This is a genomic window from Acinetobacter colistiniresistens (genome assembly GCF_000413935.1).
In the GTDB taxonomy this organism is placed as follows: domain Bacteria; phylum Pseudomonadota; class Gammaproteobacteria; order Pseudomonadales; family Moraxellaceae; genus Acinetobacter; species Acinetobacter colistiniresistens.
Genome location: NZ_KE340380.1, coordinates 770,613 through 789,287, shown reverse-complemented (window position 1 = coordinate 789,287; position 18,675 = coordinate 770,613). Strand labels below are relative to the sequence as shown.

At 41.6% G+C, this 18,675-nt stretch carries 13 protein-coding genes, 2 pseudogenes and 1 other annotated feature; of the genes and pseudogenes, 8 read left to right on the top strand and 7 right to left on the bottom strand.

Going from position 1 to position 18,675, the window contains the following annotated elements:
• Positions 1-274 precede the first annotated feature (274 nt).
• Positions 275-559, bottom strand: a pseudogene (locus tag F907_RS19255) (hypothetical protein); the annotation flags it as partial.
• 49 nt (positions 560-608) lie between these two features.
• Between F907_RS19255 and F907_RS06490 the strand changes: the two are divergent.
• Positions 609-1,828 (top strand): IS3-like element ISAba19 family transposase gene (locus tag F907_RS06490; RefSeq protein ID WP_087486619.1). Its coding sequence is split into 2 segments (ribosomal slippage): positions 609-885 and positions 885-1,828, totalling 1,221 coding nucleotides; the frame shifts between segments, so codons are not numbered across the junction.
• Positions 884-1,000: a sequence feature (AL1L pseudoknot), on the top strand. (Overlaps the previous gene by 117 nt.)
• Before the next feature lie 13 nt (positions 1,829-1,841).
• Here the strand turns inward: F907_RS06490 and F907_RS06495 are convergent.
• From F907_RS06495 to F907_RS06505, 3 genes and pseudogenes are all read right to left on the bottom strand, one after another.
• A pseudogene (locus tag F907_RS06495) lies at positions 1,842-2,093 on the bottom strand (hypothetical protein); the annotation flags it as partial.
• A gap of 36 nt (positions 2,094-2,129) precedes the next feature.
• Positions 2,130-3,173: a linear amide C-N hydrolase gene (locus F907_RS06500; protein WP_373279062.1), complete on the bottom strand. Its 1,044-nt coding sequence runs from the start codon at positions 3,171-3,173 to the stop codon at positions 2,130-2,132.
• Positions 3,174-3,397: 224 nt separating this feature from the next.
• The gene (locus tag F907_RS06505; RefSeq protein ID WP_016652578.1) at positions 3,398-4,558 is read right to left on the bottom strand and encodes a cupin domain-containing protein; all 1,161 of its coding nucleotides are present in this window, start codon (positions 4,556-4,558) and stop codon (positions 3,398-3,400) included.
• A 192-nt stretch (positions 4,559-4,750) separates the two neighbouring features.
• Here F907_RS06505 and dnaX point away from each other — a divergent pair, with 192 nt between their 5' ends.
• Together dnaX and F907_RS06515 are read left to right on the top strand one after the other, a co-directional pair.
• The gene (gene dnaX, locus F907_RS06510) at positions 4,751-6,760 is read left to right on the top strand and encodes a DNA polymerase III subunit gamma/tau (RefSeq protein ID WP_016652577.1); all 2,010 of its coding nucleotides are present in this window, start codon (positions 4,751-4,753) and stop codon (positions 6,758-6,760) included.
• A 322-nt stretch (positions 6,761-7,082) separates the two neighbouring features.
• Positions 7,083-9,311 (top strand): phosphocholine-specific phospholipase C, encoded by a 2,229-nt coding sequence (locus F907_RS06515; RefSeq protein WP_016652576.1) that lies wholly within the window; start codon positions 7,083-7,085, stop codon positions 9,309-9,311.
• Between the two features lie 50 nt (positions 9,312-9,361).
• Here F907_RS06515 and F907_RS06520 read toward each other — a convergent pair whose 3' ends face one another.
• Together F907_RS06520 and F907_RS06525 are read right to left on the bottom strand one after the other, a co-directional pair.
• Positions 9,362-9,793: an acyl-CoA thioesterase gene (locus F907_RS06520; RefSeq protein WP_016652575.1), complete on the bottom strand. Its 432-nt coding sequence runs from the start codon at positions 9,791-9,793 to the stop codon at positions 9,362-9,364.
• On the bottom strand, positions 9,790-10,950 hold the full coding sequence (locus tag F907_RS06525) for an iron-containing alcohol dehydrogenase (protein ID WP_005270942.1): 1,161 nt from the start codon (positions 10,948-10,950) through the stop codon (positions 9,790-9,792). The genes F907_RS06520 and F907_RS06525 overlap by 4 nt, the downstream gene beginning before the upstream one ends.
• A 118-nt stretch (positions 10,951-11,068) precedes the next feature.
• Here F907_RS06525 and F907_RS06530 point away from each other — a divergent pair, with 118 nt between their 5' ends.
• From F907_RS06530 to F907_RS06545, 4 genes are read left to right on the top strand one after another with little or no spacing between them, the layout of a single operon-like run.
• Positions 11,069-11,584: a low molecular weight protein-tyrosine-phosphatase gene (locus F907_RS06530; protein WP_016652574.1), complete on the top strand. Its 516-nt coding sequence runs from the start codon at positions 11,069-11,071 to the stop codon at positions 11,582-11,584.
• Positions 11,585-11,597: 13 nt separating this feature from the next.
• Entirely contained in the window at positions 11,598-12,632 is a 1,035-nt protein-coding gene (murB, locus tag F907_RS06535; protein WP_005270940.1) for a UDP-N-acetylmuramate dehydrogenase, read from the top strand.
• Positions 12,633-12,640: 8 nt separating this feature from the next.
• Positions 12,641-13,777 carry a YdcF family protein gene (locus tag F907_RS06540; protein ID WP_016652573.1) on the top strand — a complete coding sequence of 379 codons (1,137 nt, stop codon included), beginning with the start codon at positions 12,641-12,643 and terminating at the stop codon, positions 13,775-13,777.
• Positions 13,777-14,805, top strand: coding sequence for an alpha/beta hydrolase (locus tag F907_RS06545; protein WP_016652572.1), 1,029 nt, complete (start codon positions 13,777-13,779; stop codon positions 14,803-14,805). The genes F907_RS06540 and F907_RS06545 overlap by 1 nt, the downstream gene beginning before the upstream one ends.
• 82 nt (positions 14,806-14,887) lie before the next feature.
• Here F907_RS06545 and F907_RS06550 read toward each other — a convergent pair whose 3' ends face one another.
• Positions 14,888-16,558, bottom strand: coding sequence for an FMN-binding glutamate synthase family protein (locus F907_RS06550; RefSeq protein ID WP_016652571.1), 1,671 nt, complete (start codon positions 16,556-16,558; stop codon positions 14,888-14,890).
• 370 nt (positions 16,559-16,928) lie between these two features.
• Between F907_RS06550 and F907_RS06555 the strand changes: the two genes are divergently transcribed.
• On the top strand, positions 16,929-18,635 hold the full coding sequence (locus F907_RS06555; protein WP_016652570.1) for a ShlB/FhaC/HecB family hemolysin secretion/activation protein: 1,707 nt from the start codon (positions 16,929-16,931) through the stop codon (positions 18,633-18,635).
• The last annotated feature ends 40 nt before the right edge of the window (positions 18,636-18,675 follow it).

Below are 18,675 nucleotides of genomic sequence, written 5' to 3'. Positions count from 1 at the left end.
ATCTTAAAATACGATAGAAGATTAGTCTAATTTAAGTCTGGTTAATGGATGATTATTCATATAATTGTTTTCAAAGGGAAACTGGTTTTAATGCTTATTTTGAATGAGTGGTTGAATCTATATTGAATGCACTTTTCTTTGTAAACTTATGTATGTTTAAGTGATTGAAAATTTATTCCCGTATTTATTTTGAATATGTTTACTATATAAAAAGTCAGTTAGTTATAGTTAAAATAAATAACTGACTTTAATCATATAATTTCTGTTTTACGATTTATTTCTGATGTGCAGGCAAACTAGCTATGAGTTTAGCGAAGTTTTGGTAGAGTGTTGATTGCTGGGTAGGTGTATAGACGGAATGTTTAATATTACCTTTATCTGTTTCAATTGAAAGTTCGACATTCTGTGCTTTTTTAAGCTCTAATAGGAATGTACTTGGAAGAATAAAACGATTTGATGAGCGTCGCGGAATGAGTCTGTTGATGTTCTTTTGTTGTGTAGGGCCAACAGGCTTATATGCAAAAGCTTTACCATCAATGAAGAACGTAATTCCCTTAATGAACCGTACCGGGTTTGTCGGAGAGTCAATATTCTGAGAGACTATCCCGATGACAAAACCAAACTATACCCCCGAAATTAGAGAAAGAGCGGTTCAATTACTAATTGAATCTGAAAAAGATTATCCTTCTACTTGGGCAGCAATCACAGCTATTGCTCCTAAAATCGGTTGTACTCCTGAAACATTGCGTGTTTGGTATTTAAAGCATCTGGATCAACTAAATCCTGCCAAAGTACAACAGATATCTGACCAAGAAAAAATGAAGCAAATGGAACGTGAAATTAAAGAATTAAAACGTGCCAATGAAATTCTACGTAAAGCAGCCGCTTTTTTCGCCCAGGCGGAGCTCGACCGCCCACACAAATAATGGTGGATTTTATCCATAACAATAAAGATCGATATGGTGTTGAAGCGATTTGTAGAATTTTACCGATTGCACCTTCAACCTATTACCGAACTTTAGATCTCACTGACAATCCAGAACATCGAGCGAAACGAGATCTACATGATGAGTATCATGCTGAACAAATTAAACGAATTTGGAAAGAAAGTTCAGGTCGATATGGTGTACGTAAAGTTTGGCAAAAATTGAAACGTGAGGGTTATGTTATTGCACGTTGTACAGTTGCTCGATTGATGCAAAAGCTAGGTATACAAGGTGTTTGGCGTGGTAAGAATAAACAAACCACCCGTAACCGAGATGACCAAAAACGGGCAGATGATTTAGTGAAACGTAATTTTAATGCTGATCATCCAAACCAACTATGGGTGGGTGACTTTACGTATATTCAAACTCATTCAGGCTGGGTATATACCGCATTTGTTATTGATGTGTTCTCACGAGCAATTGTTGGATGGAAAGTATCTACACGGATGAATACAGATATGGTGCTTGATGCATTAGAGCAAGCATTGCATGATCGAGGCATGCCAAAGAATGTGATTCATCATTCCGACAGAGGTGTGCAATATCTTTCCATTCGCTATACCAATCGTTTAGAAGCAGCAAATTTACGAGCATCAGTCGGTACAACGGGTGATTCATACGATAATGCTCTGGCTGAAACGGTGAATGGCTTATACAAAACAGAGGTGATTGAATATTTAAAAGCAGATTGGCAAGGTTTAGCAGATGTACAACTTGCGACACTAAACTGGGTAGATTGGTTCAATAAAAAGCGTGTACACAGTGCACTGGGTTATGTATCGCCTTTTGAGTTTGAAGCAATGTACTATGATAAGATTAACCCGTTAGGTCAGGTGGCTTAACTTAAATAAAAAAGTCTCCGACAAACCCGGTACGGTTCATAATGTCATAATAATCATAGCTACTGTTAAGTACGGTTTCTACGCTTAACTGTTCTTTGTGTTGCTTGTCCCATTCAACAAAAACATTCGGGCAGAGTTCATTTGCTTTGCAGTTTAACGAACCCGCTGTGGCTAAATTACCTGTTGATGTTGTAGAAGTGTCAGGTAAGGTTGAACAACCATTCATAACAATACAAAGGCTCAGTAAACTTAAAGTTTTTTTCATCTTTTAACTCTCTAGAATGTATTCAATATTTCAGTGTTAACGATGTAATTGTGGACCAAGAAATTCAAATGGTTTTGATATTTTAAAATGATCGGTTGCATCGCCAGCAAAAGTATTCTGTTGATCTTTGCCAAGGTCAAGTTTACGCGTTAAACCGTCTTTAAAGTTAATTTTCTTTAAATCTACCCAAAAGACATTTGGCGAAACAGCGGATTCAAAGAAATAAAGTTGCTGCTTATGATCCGCAACTGTTCTCCAGCGTGTAGAGGAAATATTAGGTTCTTCTGCCGTATTTAAACCATAGGGAACAGATGCATTACGGATCACACTAAAGACTGAAGCTAACGCATCTTTAGGGTTATCACTCTTTGGAATTGCATTGATATAAAATGACGCGCGCGCAAATCGATCAGCAGCCCGATTGGTGCCTGGTAGCATCACTGTTCCACCAATTTGTTGCCAGTAAGTATTTAATGCAAGTTGTTGATCAAAGGTTGGGGAGTTGGTCATGACTTGGTATTTTTTGTTGTGATGAATGACCTGCTGACCACCTATATATTCAATAATTGCACTATCACCAGTTTTATCTGAAATAGATAAATGTAATGTTGCTAAACGTTGTTCACCCGGAACACTATCGGTAATCAGGTCAAACGGTTCTTTTTCCAATGCATTTACTGCTTCGGAAACGGTTGCATAGTTATCGAGGACATATTGTGCCCAAGCAGAAATACTGAGTTGCGGTTTATTAGATTTTTTGGTGTCAGGATATTGTGACTCGACCAACCATAATACGTTTGCAACAAGTCCCGCTTCATTCATGCCATCGGTGGTTGATATATCATAGCCTGTTGCAATAACACTGCCATATTTTGCTTTCCATTTTAGTGATTTTGGTCCGGCATTACTATCTCTCATCACGCCACTTGGAAAAATCCATAAATTGGTGCCGACATCAACTTTCCAGTCCATTGAACGCGCAGTAATGATGTGGTTGTTATTGCCTAAATAAACGGCACGAGTACAGGCATGACTGGTTTGTAGGATTAGTGATGAGCTAAGAATGGAAAGACACAATATTTTTTTAAACACAAGTCGGACTCCTTGCTGTTATATAAAAGCGATTTATATCGAATGTTTTTTATAATGACTTCGCTTTAGTCTATTAAATTTTTTTTCTTATTCAAGCATTAAAATGTAATCATTAAAAAAAGTATGGGTTTATTTTTTGTTCGTATTGTCGTGCAACGATGCCAAGGCTGAGAATTAAAACGTCCTTGGCATCGTTGAAATAGCTTACAGCCTTAGTTTGGTGGCAAGAGCATCACAACAGCACTATTTAGCAGTAGAGTTATATCTTCTAAAATCTCTGCTGCATGAAAGCGTTCATCAAGCATCAAGCTTTCACCATCTGCTATTTGTTTAAGGTAAGGGGCGAATGTTTCAGAAATGCAAATGGTATCGCCATTTGCCCAAAACTCTAAAGATTCACCTTGTTTTCTATAAAGTAATCGAGAAGCTGGCTCTAGAATGATTTGATAATCCGCGCCAATCACCTCGGCAACATCATTAACATCAACTTCTTCTGGTTCTGGAATGTTGTTTGGGTAGCTTGCTTCGCTCATATACGCCATGATTGCCGCATCGAACTCAGGCGCTTGAGTGAGATAATCCAGTAACTGAGTTTTTAAATATGAAAATTCAGTACTGTTAATTTCCCCAAGATTCGCAGTTTGCTGGCGTGCAATATCCGCCAATGGATTTTTGAGAGAAGTATTTTCCGCAAATTTATCACTGACCTGATCAATCATTTCTGAAAGATTCGGCATACGGAAACCAAAAGAGAAGGTTAAGCAGTCATCTTCTGCTACGCCGTAATGTGCAAGGCCTGGGGGTACATATAGAAGGTCACCAGGGGCAAGTACTTCATCAAACTGGATATCCAGTTCAGCTAACAGTTTTAAGGGCTGATCGGGTAAAAATTGAGTCGACGCATCACACATTTGACCTAATTGCCAACGACGGTGACCATGTCCTTGTACCAGAAACACATCATAAAAATCGAAGTGTTTACCGACAGAACCGCCTTGAGGTGCATAAGACACCATGATGTCATCGCGACGCCATTGAGGAATAAAGGGAAATTTCTTCCAAAGTTCAGCGATATCGAAAGAGTAGTGATCCACTGCCTGAACTAAAAGTGTCCATAGATTAGGCAGTTTTTGGAAATCGCCTTTGGTCAAAGGCGATGATTTAACATGCCATTCATTTGGATTTTTATTTTTTTGACGAATTAAGCGGGCAGTGACATCTTCTTCAAGCGCCAATTCTTGAATATCTTCTGGTTCTAATAAACCGATAATTTCAGGCATTGCATTGCGGACCAGCAAGGGTTTTTTCTGCCAGTATTCCGTAAGAAATTGTTCTGCGGTAATGCCGCCGAGTACCGCTAAAGATTGAGACATGGGAAATGAAACCAACAACATTTAAATTGGCGCATATTGTCCCTTGAGTTGAATATTGACGCAAGTCCTGTGTGAATGTGATGAAATCCGCATGAAAAGTCGTAGAATGTACTTAATCTTGATCAATTAGCAGCGGATTCGTTCACAGTCTTTCAAAAAAACAGTATGCTTAACATGCAAAAAGGAGCATACATGTATCAAGTACTGGCAAGAAAATACCGTCCACGTAATTTCAATGAGTTAGTGGGGCAAAACCATGTTTCTCGTGCTTTAACCAGCGCATTGGAACGTGGGCGTTTGCATCATGCCTACTTGTTTACAGGAACGCGTGGGGTCGGAAAAACCACGATTGCCCGTATTTTGGCCAAGTGTTTAAACTGTGAGACTGGGGTTACTTCGACGCCATGTGAAGTCTGTGCAACCTGTAAAGCGGTAAATGAAGGCCGTTTTATCGACTTGATTGAGATCGATGCGGCATCACGAACCAAAGTTGAAGATACCCGCGAGTTACTCGACAATGTGCCTTATGCACCGACGCAAGGTCGCTTCAAAGTTTACTTGATCGATGAAGTACATATGCTTTCAACGCATTCTTTTAATGCGTTGTTAAAAACATTGGAAGAGCCGCCCGAACACGTCAAATTCCTATTTGCAACAACAGATCCTCAAAAACTTCCAATTACCGTGATCTCGCGTTGTTTACAATTTACCCTGCGTCCTTTGGCTGTCGATGAAATCACAGAACATCTGACTGCAATTTTAAATAAAGAACAGATCGAAGCCGATCAAGATGCGATTTGGCAAATTGCTGAATCTGCACAAGGTTCATTGCGCGATGCGTTATCGTTAACTGACCAAGCGATTGCCTATGGTCAAGGTGCTGTCCATCATCAAGATGTCAAAGACATGTTGGGCTTAATTGACCGAACCATTATTTATGACCTGATTTTAGCGATTCATCAAAATCAGCAGGCTCGAGTCAGTCAGTTATTGCTACAGTTTAGACAGCAAGCCTTAGATGTGTCTTTGGTTCTGGATCAACTGGTTTCGACCTTGCATGAATTGGCTATATTGCAGTATTTACCTGATCTTGCACTGAAATATAGTGAGGAAATTAATCAGAAAATTATACAGCTTTCCAAGCTGGTTTCTGCTCAGGATTTGCAGCTTTATTATCAAATTGCCTGCAAAGGGCGTGCTGAGTTGCAGCTTGCGGTGACACAAGAGCAAGGCTTTGAAATGACAGTCTTGCGTTTACTCGCATTTAGACCAATGAGCATGCATGAGGTAACGGTCAGCGCAACACCCGTAACCCAGATTGCAGCCGCTGTTGTCGCTCAACCAGTACAGAATTTAAGTCAAGACAATCAGCTTGCAGTTCAGGCAGAAGTTGGTCATGTTGAACCTGAACCTGAACCTGAACCTGAACCTGAACCTGAACCTGAACCTGAACCTGAACCTGAACCTGAACCTGAACCTGCGACAGAAAATCAGGATAGCAGTCTGATGGTATTCGATGCAGAAGCGGGGCAATTGATTGGATTGGAAGCATCTGCAGAGCAGCATTTAACTCAATCTATGCTTACAGAAAATGATGATGTTTTGATTTTCCCTGTTGAACCAGATGTAGCAGTACAAGTTGTAGTGGAAAGCCCGAAGCTTGAAGCTCGTCTTGTTGTCGAGCCTGAGCATTCTGTTCAAACGACTGAAGAGCCGATCATTCAGCCTGTACTTGAAAAGACAGCAGTCGCAGCGGAGGGCATGGCTGAGCAGAGCCATCTTATGCCGCAGGATATTCTAAAGTTAGCTGAGCAAGTTTTAGAAGGTGATTGGGATTTAGCAAAATGGGAGTTTTGGTTTAGAACCAGTCAGTTATCGCCTGCGGTTCAAGAGTTGGCGCAGCATGGCATCATGCAGGGACAAATTAATGGTGCTTCAACCTTCAAGATTCCGCAGGAATACGAAGGTATGTTGTCGCAATTACAGCATGGTTTAGAGGATGCATTAAAAGCGCAATGGCCGCAAACGCAGTTTAGTGTGCAATACGCTGTCGTTGATTCGAATACGCCGTTAGTGATGCAAAATGAACGTAAAGAACGCGCGTTTAGCCGTGCAGTTGAATTACTTCATCAAGAGTCGACCATTAAAAGTTTGGTGGATAGCTTTGATGCTGAACTTCAAAACGTTCAATTAAAGCCTTAAATGTGGTGATTGGTGACCGCTGCAGGTCATTATTAGAATAATAAGACTCCGATCTTTTCATTAAATTGAAAGATTTGGGTCACGTCCCTGTCATTGTACTTTTCTATGTTAGTCATCTTGGTTTCAGAATGGATTGGACATCGCAATGAACAGGCAGGGCGCAGGCGTCGTTTTCTTTAAATATTCGCATTTTTTGTTAATGAGTGTCATTTTGCTGAGTGGCTGCAACGATTCGGCAAATGATCATTCAACCACATCAGAAACAGGAAAAAAGCCTGTTATGCGCTGTGCTCCATAAAAGAACAATAAGAAGACTTTAATCATGATTACACGCCGTAAATTTTTAAACTATTCTCTCAATATGGGTGTCGGTGCTGCGGCATTGACAGCTTTCCCATCCAGCATCCAAAAAGCACTCGCGATTCCTGCAAACAATCTGACTGGTAGCATTCAAGATGTTGAACATGTTGTGATTTTAATGCAGGAAAACCGTTCCTTTGACCATTACTTTGGAACATTAAAAGGTGTTCGTGGTTTTGCCGATCGTTTTACCATTCCTTTGGCAAATGGCCGCCGTGTGTGGGAGCAGTTGAGACGCAATGGGCAGGTTTTAACCCCTTTTCATTTAGACGGTAGTGCCAATAATGCACAACGTGCAAGTGGCACACCGCATACATGGAATGACAGTCAACTGGCATGGGACAATGGCCGAATGGGCAACTGGCCGACCTATAAGACTGATATTTCAATGGGATATTTTAAAGAGCAAGAACTTCCATATCAGTTTGCTCTCGCCAATGCCTTTACCCTTTGTGATGCTTACCATTGTTCAATGCATACAGGTACCGATGCGAACCGTTCATTTCATTTGACTGGGACAAATGGCGCAACACCAACCAAAAGGTCATTTGTTAATAATGAATGGGACTGGATTGATGGCAATCCAGCTACCGCAGATCGTGGTTATAGCTGGAAGACCTATGCAGAGCGCTTGGAAGAAGCGAGTATCAGCTGGATGTGTTATCAAAATATGCCCGATGAGTGGGGTGATAATATGCTAGGGGCATTCCGATCATTTAGAAAGGCAAATATAGCATCAGGCTATCCTGTTTCAAGTGGCGGTGAACCCAATAAGCCCTATGCCGATACAGGACAGAAATTACCCTATAAAGCCTATGATCGCGCAACGGATAATGCAAAAAATCCATTATATAAAGGTATTGCCAATACTTTGCCAGGGAATAAACCTGAAGAATATCTGGATGCATTTAAACGAGATATTCGAGAAGGTAAATTACCACAAGTTTCTTGGATTAATGCGCCATCCATTTATTGCGAACATCCTGATCCATCAAGTCCTGTACAAGGCGCATGGTTTATTCAGGAAATTATGAATGCGTTAACGGCTGTGCCAGAAGTATGGAGTAAAACCGCCTTATTGATTAATTTTGATGAAAATGATGGTTATTTTGATCATGTACCATCACCATCTGCGCCATCACGGCTTGCAAACGGTCAATATGCTGGTAAGTCGACACTCAGTACTGCTGATATGCAAGATGAATATTTTAATCATCCTGCACCAGAGGGGAGCCGCTCGCAACCGCTACCAGATGGTCGTGTATACGGCCCCGGACCACGTGTTCCGTTGTATGTGATTTCGCCTTGGAGCCGTGGCGGCTGGGTGAATTCACAAGTATTTGATCATACTTCGGTGTTGATGTTCTTGGAGCAGCGTTTTGGGGTGGAAGAACCCAATATTAGTCCATACCGCCGTGCTGTCTGTGGTGATCTCACCAGTGCTTTTAATTTCAAAAATCCAAATGCGGATGGCGTACCCTCATTAAACGGACAACAAACACGGTTAGATGCAGATAATTTAAGAACACGTCAGGAGGCTTTGCCGGCTGTGCCTGTGCCAAGTGAGATTAAAACACCGATTCAGCAAAGCGGGATCCGTTTTTCGCGTGCCTTACCTTATGAATTGCATACCAGTGCAAAATGTCAGACTGATGGCAAGGTACAGTTAATTTTTGCGAATACCGGTACACAGGCGGCAGTATTCCATGTATACGACAAATTGAATCTAAGCCGTATTCCTCAACGCTATATTGTCGAACCGAACAAAACTTTAGAGGATGTTTGGGATGCCTTGAAAGATAATTTAGGGCGTTATGATTTATGGGTACTCGGACCAAATGGTTACCATCGCCATTTTAAAGGTGATATACAACGTATTGTCGATAGTGGTGTTCAACCCGAGATTCGGGTGTGTTATGACATCGCCAATGGGGATGTTTATGCTGAGTTGATGAATAATGGAACCAAAGATGCACTCTTTACACTAAAACCCTGTGCCTATCGCACCGATGCGCCTTTGCAGGTGAGCGTAAAAGCGGGACAAGTAGCGAAACAGCATTGGGCATTGGCAGAAGTCGGATATTGGTATGACTTTGAAGTGACATGTCAAAGTGATGTGAGTTACTACCGCCGTTTTGCAGGGCGAGTTGAAACCGGTGAGGATTCATTTAGCGATCCTGCCATGATGTAAATGATAGTTCGGGCAAAAAGAATGATGCATTTTCTTTTTGCCCCATGCTTTTACATAAAATGGGTTAAAACTTCCCGCATACGCTCAGGAATGGGGATGCTTTTTCGAGTTTCACGATCTACAAACACATGCACAAAATGACCTTGTGCTGCTGCTTGTTGTTGGCCATGTTTAAAAATTGCCAGTTCATACCGCAGTGATGAATTACCAATTTTTCCAATTGCAACGCCGACTTCAATCATTTCGGGAAAAGACAGTTCTTGAAAGAAACTACAGGCTGAGTCAACAACCAGACCAATGCTTTTACTGCGATGAATATCGAAGCCGGTTTGCTTGATCAGCAATGCATTTGCAGCAGTATCAAAATAACTATAGTAAGTGACGTTATTTACATGGCCGTAAAGGTCGTTGTCTGCCCAACGGGTTTGAATAGGCAGAAAGAATTTAAATTGTTCTCGTGTTTTTAATACGGGTTTGGTCATGCATAAATCGCCTGATAAATGTGTAAAGCATCCTGTTCCGTCATTTCTCTTGGATTGTTTTGCAAGAGTCTGGTTTGTAACATCGCATCTTTGGCCAGTTGTGGTAGTTTGGCCTCGGCAATGTTCAAATCTTTTAATTTTAGTGTTAAACCACTGTGATCCAGATGGTTTTGCATATGATCAATGAACAGGTCACATAAGCCATCGGTACAGCCTGTACTGCGTGGATCTAAGAGTTGCATGAGCTCGGCATAATGCTGTTTGGCCTTTGGAGCGTTAAATTTTAAAACCTCAACCAGCACCAAGGCATTGGTATGGCCATGCGAAAGGTGAAAATGTCCTCCTAATGGATACGCAAGTGCATGCACGGCACCAACTGGTGCATTGGCAAAAGCCTGACCTGCCAACATTGAACCCACCAGCATATTCTGTCTTGCTTCAAGATCAGCACCATCTTTAAGGACTTTAGCTAAATTATGATTGAGTAGTTTTAAAGCATTTTTAGCCAGCATATCTGCATAAAAATTCTTTTTTAGATTGGATGTATAGGCTTCAATCGCGTGAACCATAGCATCTATGCCCGTTGCCGCAGTGATATGTGCTGGTAAGCCTTGGGTGAAGGTGGCATCTAAAATGGCTACGTCCGCATAGAGGATTGGAGAGACCACGCCCATTTTTGTCGTAGCGCCAGTGGTCACGATTGAAATAGGGGTGACTTCTGAACCTGTTCCTGCTGTGGTTGGAATCAGTATCAGGGCTAAACGAGGTGCTTTGGCCTGATTGACACCATAAATTTCACTAAGATTTTGTTGCTGTTCAGGATGAGCCAGTAAAGCAATAATTTTGGCTACATCCATGGAGCTGCCACCGCCAAAGCCAATGATCACATCGACCTGTTCTTGCTTCGCGAAATCAACAGCTTCGAGCACAACATGTTCAGGTGGATCTGCTTGAATATCTGCATAAACAATATGTTTAAGTTTGATCTGGTTTAAAATTTCTAAAATCGGGAGATGTAGTTGATGTTGAATCATGCCTGCATCGGTCACAATTAATGCTTTGTGATAATTCTGTTGAGTAAGCACTTGTTTAAGTTCTTGTATCGAACCTAGTCCCGCGATGATGTTGGGAACAGTTTGAAATTGAAACGGGTTCATACATACATCCTTATTTTTTCATAATAAATACAACATTTTTATATAAAGTGACTATAGGTTTCACTGCTTAAATAAATTAACATAAGACGCTGTTAAAAACTGTAGCTTTGAGGTGATTATGCCATCCAAAACGCCGTATAAGGTGTTATGTGTCTGTTTAGGAAATATTTGCCGTTCCCCAACCGCAGAGGCAATTCTCAGACATTATTGTGATGTGTATCACCTCAATGTAGTCGTCGATTCTGCAGGAACCAGTAATTATCATCCAAATAAAGCACCAGACGCACGCAGTCAGAAACATGCGCTAAAACGTGGTTATGATTTGGCCCAGCTACGCGCAAGACAGATTGTGTTAGCCGATTTTGTCGAGTTTGATCTTATTCTTGCAATGGATCATGAAAATTTTGATGATATTCAAGCGCTCATGCCGCAGGCAGTGCGTCAATTTGGCGCTGATCAGATCCGTGCCAAACTGGCATTGATGAGTGAACATGATCCGCGTTTTAGTCAACAAGCCGTACCAGATCCTTATTATGGGGGCGCGGATGGCTTTGATCGCGTGCTTGATCAATGTGAGTCCAGCAGCCAAGCATGGGTTGATATTTTTAAAAAGCAGATGAAAGCAGGGTTATAGGATTTAATTTAATATGCAGGTACAAGCACAGGTTCAGCTTAAAAACTTAAATACCTTAAATTTGAATGCCATTGCTTCGCATTATGTTCAAATCAATCATGCTGAGGAGGTGGTTGAGGCTCTGACCTTTGCCGAACAGCAACATTTGAATGTTTTGGTGCTCTCTGGTGGCAGTAATGTGTTATTGCCGCAACAGATTCAAGCTTTGGTCTTACATTTGAATATTCAGGGGATAGAGGTTCAGGCTGAGGATGAACATCGCATTACCGTCAAAGTGGGTGCTGGACAAATCTGGCATGACTTTGTTTTGTATAGCACACAACAACATTGGTTTGGTCTGCAAAATCTTGCCTTGATTCCGGGTCTGGTGGGTGCTTCGCCTGTACAGAATATTGGGGCTTATGGTGTAGAAGCAGGAGAGTTCATTGACTCTGTACAAGTCTATGATCGTGAATTGAAACAGTTTACTTCGATTGCAGCTCAAGATTGTCATTTTGCATATCGTCATAGTATTTTTAAAGATCACCCGAATCGTTACATCATCATCAGCGTGACCTTCAAACTGCTGAAAGAAGCAGAACTTAAACTGAATTATGGTGATCTCAAACAAGCAGTCGGTAATGAACTCACAGCGGAAAATTTACAAAATCAGGTGATTTATATTCGCCAAAGTAAATTACCGAATCCAAACGAGTTTCCCAATGTCGGTAGTTTTTTTAAAAATCCTATTTTGACACAAATAGAATTCGACAAAATTACTCAACAATTTCCAAACATTCCGCATTATCCGCAAGCGAATAGCAATGTTAAAGTGGCAGCAGGCTGGTTAATCGATCAAGCTGGCTGGAAAGGTAAGCAACTGGGTTCAGTAGGGATGTTTCAGAAACAGGCCTTGGTCTTGGTGAATTATGCCGAGGCCACACTTGCCGATGTGCAAGCGACCTATCGAGCTGTACAAAGTGATGTAAAACAAAAGTTTAGTATTCAACTAGAACCTGAACCTGTGTTATACAGTGAACAAGGGTTAATCCAGACTCATCTTGGGTAAAAAAATTTATGGCGAAAATGCATTGGATGGTCAGTTTAGTACGGGTAATTACTATATTATTCGTGCTATTGGGCTGTTTTGTGCTTTTTTTATACTCGCCCTTTTACTCACAGTTGGTTGTTAAAGGACTGAATCGTTTTGTTCCTGTTGATGTCAATGAAGTTGCAGCACAAAGCCAGCGACCTGCTGCTTTAAGCGAGCATGAAACCTTGGAACCGGGTTCTAATTTATGGATTGCCCGACAGGCCTATCTGAAGCTGATGGAAAAAGCGCTTCAATTTGAAAAATCAGAAGATTTAAGATTGATTCAGGCACGTTATAAGTTACTGCAAGAGTTGATTGCAGAAGAACAGGACAAAGAGACACAGGATCAGAAAAAACAGACGAATATTCCACTGATGAGTGATCAGAAACCTGTACAAGATCAGGAAAGTTCGGCGGTTGTGATTAACACACCACTGGATTTTCTACAGTGGAATACACCCGATAATCAGGCACTCATGGGTAAATATATTGCATTCTTAGAGACTTATCCAATTGCATTGCCGGTCAATGAAGAGAACAAAGATCAGACCAATAAAGATTTAATTGAACTGAAAAATAGTAAAGAGAACGTGGTTGAGCAGCAAAGTCTGTCGCAACCGAATGCGATAGTGGTGTTGGGCGGTGGACTTACGCTTGGCGCGAATGGTAAAGATATTGTAGTGAATAACTACACCCGTTTACGCTTGGAAAAAACCTTGCAAGTAGAGAAAAAATACGCTTTACCGATTGTACTCAGTGGAGTTGAGGCGCCCTATATGCAGGCTTGGTTAAAAGAACGTGGCGTGGATGCAAAGCTGCTTGAAAATCGGAGTATGAATACTTGTGAAAATTCGAGATTCAGTTCTTTATTGCTGCAAAAGAAAGGTGGTGCACCTACAGTGATTCTGATTACGGATGAATATCACATGCCGCGTACACGACGTTTATTTGCCTTAAATGGGATTGAAACGGTGCCTGTGATTGCACCAATGCCTACAACGCTCACCCAGTGGCGTCCGAGTGAGCAAAACTATGACCATAGCCGCCGTGCCAACTATGAAATGCTCGCAACAATTCGTGATATGTTATTTGGCTCAAGTGATTGTCGAGAGATACCCTAATGTCCGATATTCCATTTTTAAATCCGACAATTCTAAAACAACTGGATTTACCCGTTCCGAATCGTGAGACGACCCCACAGGTACTTGAACCTCTGGATTTATCCAGCGTCACTGAAATCTCAAAACCATTACAGGCGTACCGTAAGTTATACGGTTTACATTTACTGGATGGTGAACATTGGCAGGGCTATGTGGAAATGCCTCTGTTCCGCTTACATGTGCAGGTATTTCAGCCGAAACAACAAAAAATACAGGGGACCGTGTGTTTACTTCATGGTTATCTGGAACATAGTGGCATTTATCAACCCATTATCAAAGAAATTCTTGATCAAGGTTTTAGTGTGCTCACCTATGATCTTCCCGGTCATGGGCTCAGTAATGGTTCACCGGCCAGTATCCAGAACTTTGATCATTATCAGCAAGTTTTACATGCTGTTTATGATCGCGTACGTGGTGCGAAACAATTACCTAAGCCATGGTTAGGGATTGGGCAAAGTACAGGTGGTGCCATTTGGATGCACCATTTACTTGAGTATGCCGAACGCCGCGAAGATCCGATTGTTGATCGAGTGTTATTATTATCGCCATTGATTCGACCTGCGAAAACGGCATGGTGGCATAACTCTGTTGGGCTCGGTATTATCCGTCGAATCAAAAGCCAAGTACCACGACATTTCCGCCGTAATAATCATAACCCTGAATTTTTACGTTTTGTCCGCTTAAAAGATCCTCTACAGCCTCGCATGATGGGGATGGACTGGATTCTGGCGATGTCAAAATGGATGCTGGAAATGGAGCAACGACCAGCCTGTCGTATTCCAGTCTGGTTAGCGCAGGGGGCTTTGGACCAAACTGTGGATTGGCGTTATAACATTGAATATATCCGCCGTAAGTTTAGATTGCAGACCTTATTGATGCTGGAAGAAGGGTCACATCAGTTGATTAATGAACGTGCAGATATTCGTGCAGCGCTCACGGGATTGATCCCAGCTTTCTTGCATGCCAAACCAAATCATCATTATTATTAATTTTATTTAATCGTTTTTTGTCTACTATTTATGATTTTAAGCTGTAAAAAAAGCCACCATAGGGTGGCTTTTTTGGGGCTTTTTAGAATTGATTTGCGTCTGCCATTTTCCACATACGATAGTAGAAATTGTCTTCATCATTTAAATCACTATGCAGCAATTCATTTTCTTTCAAGAAGAAATGGATCTGTGCATAATTTTTGATTTCACGGTCATTCATGCGTTGTGCCAAATGGTGTGCTTTAATGTCCGATGGGTGATTCAGACCTGCCGCAGCAATCATTTCTGATAGAGCATGCAGAGTGTTTTTATGGAAGTTAAACACTCGTTCAGCTTTACTTGGCACGTCGATGGCTTTCTGGCGATCTTTATCCTGAGTGGCAATGCCGACAGGGCATTGGTTGGTATGGCAGCTTTGCGCCTGAATACATCCGACTGCAAACATAAAACCACGCGCAGAATTGACCCAGTCTGCACCTAGGGCAAAGGTACTGGCAATATCAAAGGCGCTGATCATTTTACCACTGGCACCGATTTTCACTTGGTCGCGTAGACCAGCACCCACTAAAGTGTTGTGGACAAAACGTAAGCCTTCTCTGAGTGGCGTACCTATATAGTCACTAAACTCGATTGGTGCCGCACCCGTACCACCCTCCGAACCATCCACCACCACGAAGTCGGGCACAATTTTGGTTTCTAACATGGCCTTGACAATGCTCATGAATTGCCACGGTTGTCCAATACACAGCTTAAAACCGACAGGTTTGCCACCTGACAATTCTCTAAGCTTCTGAATGAAATGCATCATTTCAATTGGAGTGTTGAAACTTGGATGTTTGGATGGCGAAACACAGTCATGATCTCTGGAAATACCACGAATACGTGCAATTTCTTCAGTAATTTTATGTTTTGGTAAAATACCGCCGTGTCCTGGTTTTGCCCCTTGAGAGAGTTTTACCTCAATCATTTTAATATTGGGGTTCTTGGCTTGCTGTGCAAACTTATCTGGGTCAAATAAACCTTCAGGGGTACGACAGCCAAAATAACCGCTGGCAATTTGCCAGACAATATCTCCACCATGCTCTAGATGGTAGGGACTTAGGCTGCCTTCACCGGTGTCGTGATAGAAGTTGCCTAAATGTGCACCTTTATTCAGTGCACGAATGGCATTTGCACTCAAACTACCAAAGCTCATCGCCGAAATATTCATAATCGATGAACTATAGGGCTGGCTACATTGTGCATTACCCACCGTGACGCGGAATGATTCTGGATTTGCAGGTGGACAAGGCGCAATGGAATGTACAATAAAGCGATAATTCGGATCATAGACATCAATGATTGAGCCAAAAGGTTTATCTGCATTTTCATTCTTAGCGCGCTGATAGACCAGACTACGTTGCATCCGTGAAAAAGGCAGGGCATCCTGATCTGATTCAATAAAATATTGACGAATCTCAGGGCGAACATCTTCAAACAGAAAGCGGAAATGTCCAAGAATTGGATAGTTTCTTAAGATCGCATGCTTCTTTTGGAGTAGGTCACGTAAGCCAACAATACTGAGTAAACCCGTTACTAACCACAGACCGTTTAAAAGCGTATCGGATATAAAATAGTAAATTGTATGAGGGGTATAGGTAAATTTAAACCAAGTAATACTTAAAGCGGTAAAAATACAAAGAAACCAAACGGAATGTCTGGAAAAAAAAGTATTAAGTAATTTATGTCTTATAGCTTGTGCTGGACTAGCCATAGGCAGGAGATTCCTATAATGAAGCAACTGACAAACGATGCCAAGAAGCAGGCATAACCACAAGTAACGAATTGTTAGACTTGAGAATTATTCTCTTATAAGCTGGATCAACGAACATGTCATTTTGTTCAGAAATCTATTTTTTAAATGATCGCAAAAATTAATAATACATTTTTTAATGTTTTATAGATTGCTGACTTTTCATAATGAAACGCAGTTATTGTTAAATCCATCACTTAAATTGAAAAAAAAGAGAAAAAACCATTTTTTTATTTACAGAGCGTAATCAATTGGTAATAATTCACCTGAAATTTCTTACTATTTGTTTGATATGAACTTAAAAAAAATCAAAAAAAACCAAATATTCATTATGTTAAGTTTACTTGGTACATCTATTTATGCGGCTGAACCGCCGTCACGTAGTGCGATAGAGGCAGATGCGATCCAGCGTCAGCAACAACGTGATGAGGCCTTACAAAAGCAATTACAACCTGAGCCATCCGTGCAAACAGGATTGGAAACACAATTACAGACACAACCTCAACTACAATATTTGAAATCGAATAGTGAAGATGTCTGTTTTGAAATTAAAAAATTTGTGTTAATTGGTGAGGATGCGCGTCAATTTACTTTTGCAATGCGTCCGGTTACCCAAGGCCAATATAATCTGATTGGACGCTGTATTGGGGTACAAGGACTCAATCAGGCACTAGATCTGATTCAAAACAGCTTGATTAGTCACGGTTATGTCACGACACGCATGCTATTGCCGCAGCAGAATATTGCTTCAGGTACAATCCAGCTTAAGGTGATTGCGGGTAAGGTCGACCAAGTTCAGTTCATCGAAGGCACTTCAAAACGCGCGCATAAATTCAATGCCTTACCAGTGAAATCAGGCGATATCCTGAATGTTCGTGATATTGAGCAAGGTTTGGAAAATTTTAAGCGTGTGCCTACCGTCGAGGCCGATTTCAAGATTAAGCCTTCCGAGCAACGAACTGAGCCAGGCTATAGTGATCTGGAGTTGGCTTGGCAGCAATCCAAACCTTATCGTCTACATTTGGGCGTTGATGATGCAGGATCAGATTCAACCGGTAAATATCAAGGGACTGCAACTTTATCTCTTGATAACCTGTTGACTGCCAATGACCTGTTCTATGGCAGTTATAACCATGACTTGGGGGGCGGTGATTCTGGTAAACGGGGTACCGATGGTTTCTACCTCAGTTATAGTATTCCTTATCAATATTGGTTACTCAGTACCAGCTATAGTCAATCCAATTATAACCAGACGGTCGCTGGTGCTAGTGAGAGCTATAACTATAGCGGTAAAAGCAAACTGATTGGTCTTGATCTATCGCGGGTATTGTACCGTGACGCCAAACGCAAGACCTCTGCCAGTGTGGGTGGCTGGTATCGAGAATCACAGAACTTTATCAATGATGTTGAAGTCGAAGTACAGCGTCGAAAAACGGCGGGCTGGAAAGCCAGTTTAGATCATAGTGAATATCTCTCCAATGCCACGCTGACAGGGAATGTGACTTATAAACGCGGTACAGGTGCATTTAATGCCATGCGTGCCCCAGAAGAAGAGTTTGGTGAAGCCTATACGCATGTTGGTATTTTACAGGCCAATGCCAGTTTACAAGTGCCATTTCGAGTCGGGCAACAGAACTTACAGTATCTTGCGGAATGGCGGATGCAAAACAGTAAAAAAGCATTGACTCCCCAAGACCGCTTCTCGATCGGTAATCGTTATACCGTGCGTGGTTACGATGGTGAGCAGACCTTGATGGCCGATAATGGCTTCTTGGTTCGCAATGAACTGAGTGGCTCGATTGCGAAACTTCCGATGCAATGGTACAGCGGCATTGATTATGGTGAGGTGGGCGGAACCACTGCACATTATCCAAATCCATTGGTTGGCACCAGTTTGCTGGGTGCGGTTGTGGGCTTACGTGGACAGGTATTTAAGTCGGTCAGCTATGACGCATTTGTCGGTGCGCCATTGAAAAAGCCAGAATATTTTAAAACCGATGATTTCACTACGGGTTTTAGTGTGAACTGGATGTACTAGTCCGCACTTTTGGTTGTTTTTTTTTGAATTAATTAAATAA

Bases quoted from the DNA above. Each gene is read 5' to 3' on its own strand.
- F907_RS06520 (WP_016652575.1), bottom strand. From the start codon at position 9,793: ATGACCAAACCCGTATTAAAAACACGAGAACAATTTAAATTCTTTCTG.
- dnaX (WP_016652577.1), top strand. From the start codon at position 4,751: ATGTATCAAGTACTGGCAAGAAAATACCGTCCACGTAATTTCAATGAG.
- F907_RS06505 (WP_016652578.1), bottom strand. From the start codon at position 4,558: ATGTCTCAATCTTTAGCGGTACTCGGCGGCATTACCGCAGAACAATTT.
- F907_RS06525 (WP_005270942.1), bottom strand. From the start codon at position 10,950: ATGAACCCGTTTCAATTTCAAACTGTTCCCAACATCATCGCGGGACTA.
- F907_RS06515 (WP_016652576.1), top strand. From the start codon at position 7,083: ATGATTACACGCCGTAAATTTTTAAACTATTCTCTCAATATGGGTGTC.
- F907_RS06545 (WP_016652572.1), top strand. From the start codon at position 13,777: ATGTCCGATATTCCATTTTTAAATCCGACAATTCTAAAACAACTGGAT.
- murB (WP_005270940.1), top strand. From the start codon at position 11,598: ATGCAGGTACAAGCACAGGTTCAGCTTAAAAACTTAAATACCTTAAAT.
- F907_RS06540 (WP_016652573.1), top strand. From the start codon at position 12,641: ATGGCGAAAATGCATTGGATGGTCAGTTTAGTACGGGTAATTACTATA.
- F907_RS06550 (WP_016652571.1), bottom strand. From the start codon at position 16,558: ATGGCTAGTCCAGCACAAGCTATAAGACATAAATTACTTAATACTTTT.
- F907_RS06555 (WP_016652570.1), top strand. From the start codon at position 16,929: ATGTTAAGTTTACTTGGTACATCTATTTATGCGGCTGAACCGCCGTCA.
- F907_RS06530 (WP_016652574.1), top strand. From the start codon at position 11,069: ATGCCATCCAAAACGCCGTATAAGGTGTTATGTGTCTGTTTAGGAAAT.